The sequence below is a fragment of the Roseovarius salincola genome (assembly GCF_026891095.1).
GTDB lineage: Bacteria > Pseudomonadota > Alphaproteobacteria > Rhodobacterales > Rhodobacteraceae > Roseovarius > Roseovarius salincola.
In genome coordinates, this window is sequence record NZ_JAPTNL010000010.1 from 120,821 (window position 1) to 127,194 (window position 6,374).

The 6,374-nt window shown below is 62.3% G+C and carries 7 protein-coding genes; 6 read left to right on the forward strand and 1 reads right to left on the reverse strand.

Translation table 11 applies throughout. The features are described from left to right. Positions 1 to 31: 31 nt before the first annotated feature. From ribB to N5A93_RS12365, 5 genes are all read left to right on the forward strand, one after another. On the forward strand, positions 32 to 1,171 hold the full coding sequence (ribB, locus tag N5A93_RS12345) for a 3,4-dihydroxy-2-butanone-4-phosphate synthase (protein WP_268955419.1): 1,140 nt from the start codon (positions 32 to 34) through the stop codon (positions 1,169 to 1,171). A 7-nt stretch (positions 1,172 to 1,178) separates the two neighbouring features. Then, complete coding sequence (locus tag N5A93_RS12350; protein WP_268955409.1) at positions 1,179 to 1,724, forward strand: 6,7-dimethyl-8-ribityllumazine synthase; 546 nt, start codon at positions 1,179 to 1,181, stop codon at positions 1,722 to 1,724. Then, positions 1,721 to 2,203 (forward strand): transcription antitermination factor NusB, encoded by a 483-nt coding sequence (gene nusB, locus N5A93_RS12355; RefSeq protein WP_268955410.1) that lies wholly within the window; start codon positions 1,721 to 1,723, stop codon positions 2,201 to 2,203. The genes N5A93_RS12350 and nusB overlap by 4 nt, the downstream gene beginning before the upstream one ends. A gap of 147 nt (positions 2,204 to 2,350) precedes the next feature. After that, positions 2,351 to 3,613 carry a SulP family inorganic anion transporter gene (locus N5A93_RS12360; protein WP_268955411.1) on the forward strand — a complete coding sequence of 421 codons (1,263 nt, stop codon included), beginning with the start codon at positions 2,351 to 2,353 and terminating at the stop codon, positions 3,611 to 3,613. Between the two features lie 108 nt (positions 3,614 to 3,721). After that, positions 3,722 to 4,054 (forward strand): hypothetical protein, encoded by a 333-nt coding sequence (locus N5A93_RS12365; protein WP_268955412.1) that lies wholly within the window; start codon positions 3,722 to 3,724, stop codon positions 4,052 to 4,054. A 161-nt stretch (positions 4,055 to 4,215) separates the two neighbouring features. On the opposite strand, the gene N5A93_RS12370 is transcribed toward N5A93_RS12365, so the two are convergent. Further along, positions 4,216 to 4,776 carry a GNAT family N-acetyltransferase gene (locus tag N5A93_RS12370; protein ID WP_268955413.1) on the reverse strand — a complete coding sequence of 187 codons (561 nt, stop codon included), beginning with the start codon at positions 4,774 to 4,776 and terminating at the stop codon, positions 4,216 to 4,218. A gap of 468 nt (positions 4,777 to 5,244) precedes the next feature. Between N5A93_RS12370 and N5A93_RS12375 the strand changes: the two genes are divergently transcribed. Then, positions 5,245 to 6,081, forward strand: a complete 837-nt coding sequence (locus N5A93_RS12375; protein WP_268955414.1) for a hypothetical protein — start codon at positions 5,245 to 5,247, stop codon at positions 6,079 to 6,081. Positions 6,082 to 6,374: the final 293 nt, after the last annotated feature.

Below are 6,374 nucleotides of genomic sequence, written 5' to 3' on the forward strand. Positions count from 1 at the left end.
GAACCCAAGGGAAAAGCCCATGTCCGACACCATGCCCTTCGAGAAACCGGGCGAGACCGAACAAAGCCTTCAGGCGCATATCTCGCCCACCGAAGAGATCATCGCCGAGGCCCGCGCCGGGCGCATGTTCATCCTGGTCGATCACGAGGACCGCGAGAACGAGGGCGATCTGGTGATCGCCGCCGAATTCGCGACGCCCGAGGCGGTGAATTTCATGGCCACCCATGGGCGCGGGCTGATCTGCCTGCCGATGACCGCCGAGCGGATCGGACAGCTTGGCCTGCCGATGATGGCGGTCAACAATTCCTCGCGGATGGAAACCGCCTTCACCGTTTCGATCGAGGCGCGCGAGGGCGTGACCACCGGCATTTCCGCCGCCGATCGCGCCCATACCATCGCCGTGGCGATCAACGAACAGAACAGCGCCGCGCAGATCGCGACGCCGGGCCACGTCTTTCCGCTGCGCGCCCGTCAGGGCGGGGTTCTGGTGCGCGCCGGTCATACCGAGGCATCGGTCGATATCGCCCGTCTTGCAGGTCTGAAACCCGCCGGGGTGATCTGCGAGATCATGAAGGAAGACGGCAGCATGGCGCGGCTGCCCGACCTTGTGGGTTTCGCCGAAACCCACGGGCTCAAGATCGGCACGATCTCAGACCTGATCGCCTATCGCCACAAGCATGACAACCTGGTGCGCGAGGTGCGCCGCGATACCGTCCATTCCAGCCATGGCGGCAAATGGGAAATGCGCCTTTTCGCCGACCAGATCACCGGCACCGAACATGTGGTGCTGATCAAGGGCGACATCTTCGACGGCCGCCCGGTCCTGGCGCGCACTCATGCGCTCAATGTTCTCGAGGATGTTCTGGGCGTCGGGCTTGCCGCGAGCGAAAGCGGCCCCGCTGCCAAGCTGCCCCGCGCCATGCGCATGATCGCAGCCGAAGGGCGCGGCGCGGTGTTTCTCTTTCGCCAGCCCCGCCCCAGCCTGGCGCAGGAACTGGCCGAGGATGACGGCCCGCGCACCATCAAGCAGACCGGGCTTGGCGCGCAGATCATGTCCAACATGGGGCTGCGTGACCTGATCCTGCTGTCCGACAGCCCCGACACCCGCTACCTGGGCCTTGATGCCTATGGCATCCGTATCACCGGCACCCGGCCCCTCAGCGAAGGATAGACGTTTCATGGCCGACACCGATTTCACCCTGCCGCGCCCCGCCTTCGACAAGCCCGTGAAACTGCTGATCGTGGTCGCGCCCTTTTACCGCGACATCGCCGATCAGCTGATCGCCGGCGCCCGTGCCGAGACCGAGGCCGCCGGCGCCAGCCATGATCTGGTCGAGGTGCCCGGCGCGCTGGAACTGCCCACTGCCATCACCATCGCCGAGCGGCTGTCGAATTTCGACGGCTACGTGGCGCTTGGCTGCGTGACCCGGGGCGAGACGACCCATTACGAGACCGTCTGCAACGACAGCTCGCGTGCGCTGACGCTGCTGGGGCTCCAGGGTCTGTGCATCGGCAACGGCATCCTGACCGTCGAGAACCGCGACCAGGCCGAGGCCCGCGCCGATCCCGCGCGGATGAACAAGGGCGCCGGGGCGGCGGCGGCGGCCTTGCATCTGGTCGCGCTCACCCGTAAGTGGGGCGGCCGGCGCAAGGGGGTGGGCTTCATGCCCGCCGCCGAGGAATACCGGCTCGCAGGCGAGCTCAAGGACAACCCCAAGGCATGAGTACCGACGACCAGAAGATTTCGGGCAACCAGCGCCGCAAGATGCGCTCGGCCGCGCGGCTATACGCCGTGCAGGCGCTGTTCCAGATGGAATCCAGCCAGCAGACCGTAGACAACGTGATCCGCGAATTCGAGGAGTTCCGCTTTGGCGCGCATTACGACGAGGGCGACATGGCCGAGGGTGACCATGTGCTCTTTGCCCAACTGATGCGCGACGCAGTGAACTGGCAGGCGACGATCGACCAGATGACCGACCGCGCGCTGGTGGCGAAATGGCCGATCGCCCGGATCGACCCGACCTTGCGCGCGGTGTTCCGCGCGGCGGGGGCGGAACTCACGCAATCCGACACGCCCCCAAAGGTGGTGATCATGGAATTCGTCGACATCGCCAAAAGCTTCTACCCCGAGGGCAAGGAATCCAAGTTCGTGAACGCCGTCCTTGACCACATGGCCCGCGAGGCCCGCCCCGAAGCGTTCTGAACGGGCGGGCAGGGGCGCGCGCGAACGGGCCTTCACGCCCCTGTCATCGACGAAACCGGCAACTAAGCCGACCACACCCGCCTTGCACCCGCGCCGCCAGAAGCGTAGTCACATCGCCATTGGTCCCGGAAATTTGAACGCGCGGGCATGAAACCCAAGATTCTGACCACATTGCAGGGCTATAGCCGTGCGCTTTTCGCAGCCGATCTCTTTGCGGGCATCTCGGTCGCGATGGTGGCGCTGCCGCTCAGCCTCGCCATCGCCATCGCCTCGGGGGCCGATCCGGCCAAGGGGCTGGTCACCGCGATCGTCGCGGGGTTCCTGATTTCGCTCTTTGGTGGCAGCCGGGTGCAGATCGGCGGCCCCACCGGCGCCTTCATCGTCGTGGTCTATGGCGTCATCGCCACGCATGGCTATGACGGGCTGGTGCTGGCGACGCTGATGGCGGGGGGGATCCTGTTGCTGGCGGGGGCGCTCAGGGCGGGCAATCTCATCGCTTACGTGCCCGAGCCGGTGATCCACGGCTTCACCATCGGCATCGCCATCATCATCGCCACCAGCCAGCTCAAGGACCTGTTCGGGCTCTCCATGGCCGAAGTCCCGGCGGAATTCTTTGAAAAGCTGGGCGCGCTCTGGGCCGCACGCGACACGCTCAATGGCTGGGCGCTTGGCATCGGGGTCGCGACCATGGTTCTGATCGTCGCCCTGCGCCGCGCGGCGCCGCGCTTTCCGGGGCTGATCGTGGCGGTCGGGGCGACATCGGCCGCCGTCGCGCTGGCGGTGCTGCCGGTCGAGACGATCCAGTCGCGCTTTGGCGATCTGCCCTCCGGCCTGCCCATGCCCGAACTGCCCGCGATCACCGCCGGCCGCCTTGTCGAGCTTCTGCCCTCGGCGCTGGTCATCGCCTTTCTGGCCGGGGTGGAATCGCTGCTCTCGGCGATGGTCGCCGACCGGATGATCGGCGGGCGCCATCGCCCCAATGCCGAGGTGCTGGCACAGGGCGCGGCGAATATCGGCTCGGCGCTCTTTGGCGGGCTGCCCGCCACCGGGGCCATCGCGCGCACCGCCACCAATGTGCGCGCCGGGGGCAAGACGCCCGTCGCGGGGCTGGTCCATGCGCTGACCATCCTTGTGGTGATGCTGGCCGCCGCGCCGCTGGCGGGGTACCTGGCGATGCCAGCCCTGGCCGGGCTGCTGCTGCTGACCGCCTGGAACATGAGCGAGCCGCAGAAATGGGGCGCACACCTGCGCGGGCGGCGCTCGGACCTGGTGCTTTTGCTGCTTACCATGGTCCTGACCGTGGTCGCTGATCTGACCGTGGCGATCGGGGTCGGGGTGGCCGTCGGCCTCGCGCTGCGCCTGCGGCGGCGCAAGGAGCCGCCCCCGGACTGGTCGACGCCCGAAAGATAGGCGCTTGCCCTGCGATGTTTCGCCACCCGCGCGCGGCGAAGGGGCCATGCCCTTGTCACATTCCGATGACGTGTTATGTTCCTCGGGCAAGCAGAAGGAGTCGTCCACATGCCCAAGCTCATCCGCCTCTACATCACCCATGTCGCCATCGGTTTCGGAATCGCGGCGGCCTTCGTGGCGATGTTGCTGTGGTTCGATGTCGCAAATCTGTGGCATCTGGTGACCCATTCCGACAAGGGCCTGCTCGCGGTGGTGATCCTGTGGATATCGAACGGGGTCATCTTCGCCGGGGTGCAATTCGGCATCGCGGTCATGCGTCTCAAGGACGATGACGACGACGATCATCACGGCGGCCTTCGCCAGCATGTGATGCGCCCGGAACACGCAACCGTCCCGGTGCCCGCCGAGGAAGCTGGCAAGAAGCTGTTCGGCAAGTCCTGAACCGGACCGGCCTGAAAACCAGATCAGACCGCACTTTGCGCCAGCCCCTCGCATGACGTGTCAGGGGCCGGTGCGTGGTATTTTTGCGGAGGAGGATGAAACATTTTCCTACTCGAAAAAGCGCGTCTTCGCTGTTGCAGGACTATGGAGCGCCTGAAGCGCTACAAGTTTCCGCCAACCAGCAGCAGTTCGTAATCCACCTGTCGCATATCCTTGCCGAAAGCCTTGGACCGGGCAGTGCTCACAGCTTCAAAACCGAAGGACTCGTACAGCCGACAGGCTTCGGGATGTCGATCAAAGGTCGAAACACGAACGGTTTTGAACTCTTTCTCGCGCGCTGTGGTCACGACGGCGTTCAGAAGACGCTTTCCGGTGCCTCGGCCACGATATGCCTCTTCAAGATAAAACAATCGTATCCGGGATACGGTCGCTGTTTCGGCGCTGAGGAATATGCAGCCAACAGGCTGACGACCGGACTCGGCGATCAGGTAAAGACTGCGCGCCTCTGACATCTGACCTTCCAGCAGGTCCATTGCCGCGCTCACAGCATCCGCGAAGGTGGAATCGAAGTCGTGAAAGGTACGATAGAACCGCACGTTGGCGTCTTCGACCCAAATGCGGTCTGCTCCTTGATATGAGCGAATTGCAATCGAGCTGTGTCGGTTTTCTTGCGGGCACGCCATAAAGCAGACCTTGGCCGCGACGCCGAAAAAGGTCAACAAGGGCCGCCCCCGACCCTCGGCGGGCGTTGAGACCCTCATCCAGCGAATACCGCTGTCATCGGCAAATCATGACTTCGAGGCAGACCGCCACCCAAGCGCCCACCCATGGGAAGGGCCGGGCGCGACCCGTGGTCAGCCCGGGCGAAACGGCGAATGGATGTCGAGCGGGGGCTTTATGCCTTTTGGTGGATGTGTGCGGAAACCGTCAGACTCGCGGCGTCATCGGCGTGAGGGGCGCGCGGAGTGGAAGTTCGCTGCGCATTGGCCTAATGTCTGCCACGCGCACCGGAGCGGATATTGGCTCCGCTAGGCTCCATAGCCGCTTCGCGGACGGAGCTGCCGCCGCATCTTTCGGTCGAATGACAGGTTTTCAAAGACTGTCGGTATGCAAAAAAGCGACCCGTGCCTTAGGGTAGATGGTTGGTCGGAAACCTGACAATCTGGTGTCTGCAACACTCATTCAATCAGGTGGCGGAAGTTATGATACTTGAATATTTTGAAGCACATCGAAGATATTTCGAGATATCAGAAGAAACTTTGCGTGCTTGCCGAGACGTTTCGCCGTCCGAGTACATCACCCCGCACCGGTTACGCGCATGTTCGGCGGATTTTCTCGGTTCCGCGACTTCAGCATTTGAAGCGTATCAACGATATTTGCCATGGATACTTGATGATCAACACGAGATGAATCTGCAATTCAGTCGTGATGACTTTTCTCCCGAAGTGGCAGAGTTGAACTACAAAGCTTTGACACAACCAAACGAGTTATCGGACGCCGAGGCTCAGAGAGTCCAAGAATATCAAGCGAGAAGCCATGACAGAGTGATGCAGATGATGGAGAGGAACAAGAAAAAGAAGAGCACGAACTTTGACGGCGCGATGCGCGCTGATGAGCAGCGCTTTGTGTCTTCCTTCAAGTCATTTTTATTCTTTTGCCGTTCACTTCAAGACGAAATCTATGGGACTGTATTATTGATCTGTGGACAAACTCCAGGCTCAGCACGAAGCATGAATAACGCGTTCTCGAATGAGGCACTCAAGGACCGACACCCAGTGGCCGCGGTGTTGAAACACGTTGACGGATATCCTGAGTGGTATTTCCGAATGCGATCCAAGCGGAACCAAGTAAAAGACGGTGCTGGCGCCAGTATCTTAGGCCCTCTTCCGAACATTGGGATTGGGCTGCAATCTATATCTCGCGACGGAGCACTAGGCACAAACGTGAACGACGGTTTTAGGTTTGGTGACATCACGAGTTCACTTAGGTTCTCAGCAAATGTGCTCGAAGCGTCGATCAAACCGTGATGTCTGGCATGGACTCAAACCCGACCTTCGCCGCCGGACGACCGAATGTCCGATCTGGACCAAGCCATACCCCTCCACACTCGCAAAACACTCTTCCATTCTGCGATGCGCCCGGGTGTCACTGATGGGCACAACCCGCCTCCCCGATCCACGCCAAAACCGGTTGCACTTGCGTCTTGAAGCTGCGGGCCGGGGGTAATCCCCCCATTTTTGATGGGGTTCAGCCGTAGAATTCAGGCGGCTGTTTTCAGCTTCATGGCGGGTGTCATGCCGCCGATGGCCATGTTGGGGCG

Bases quoted from the DNA above. Each gene is read 5' to 3' on its own strand.
- N5A93_RS12365 (WP_268955412.1), top strand. From the start codon at position 3,722: ATGCCCAAGCTCATCCGCCTCTACATCACCCATGTCGCCATCGGTTTC.
- N5A93_RS12350 (WP_268955409.1), top strand. From the start codon at position 1,179: ATGGCCGACACCGATTTCACCCTGCCGCGCCCCGCCTTCGACAAGCCC.
- N5A93_RS12360 (WP_268955411.1), top strand. From the start codon at position 2,351: ATGAAACCCAAGATTCTGACCACATTGCAGGGCTATAGCCGTGCGCTT.
- nusB (WP_268955410.1), top strand. From the start codon at position 1,721: ATGAGTACCGACGACCAGAAGATTTCGGGCAACCAGCGCCGCAAGATG.
- ribB (WP_268955419.1), top strand. From the start codon at position 32: ATGCCCTTCGAGAAACCGGGCGAGACCGAACAAAGCCTTCAGGCGCAT.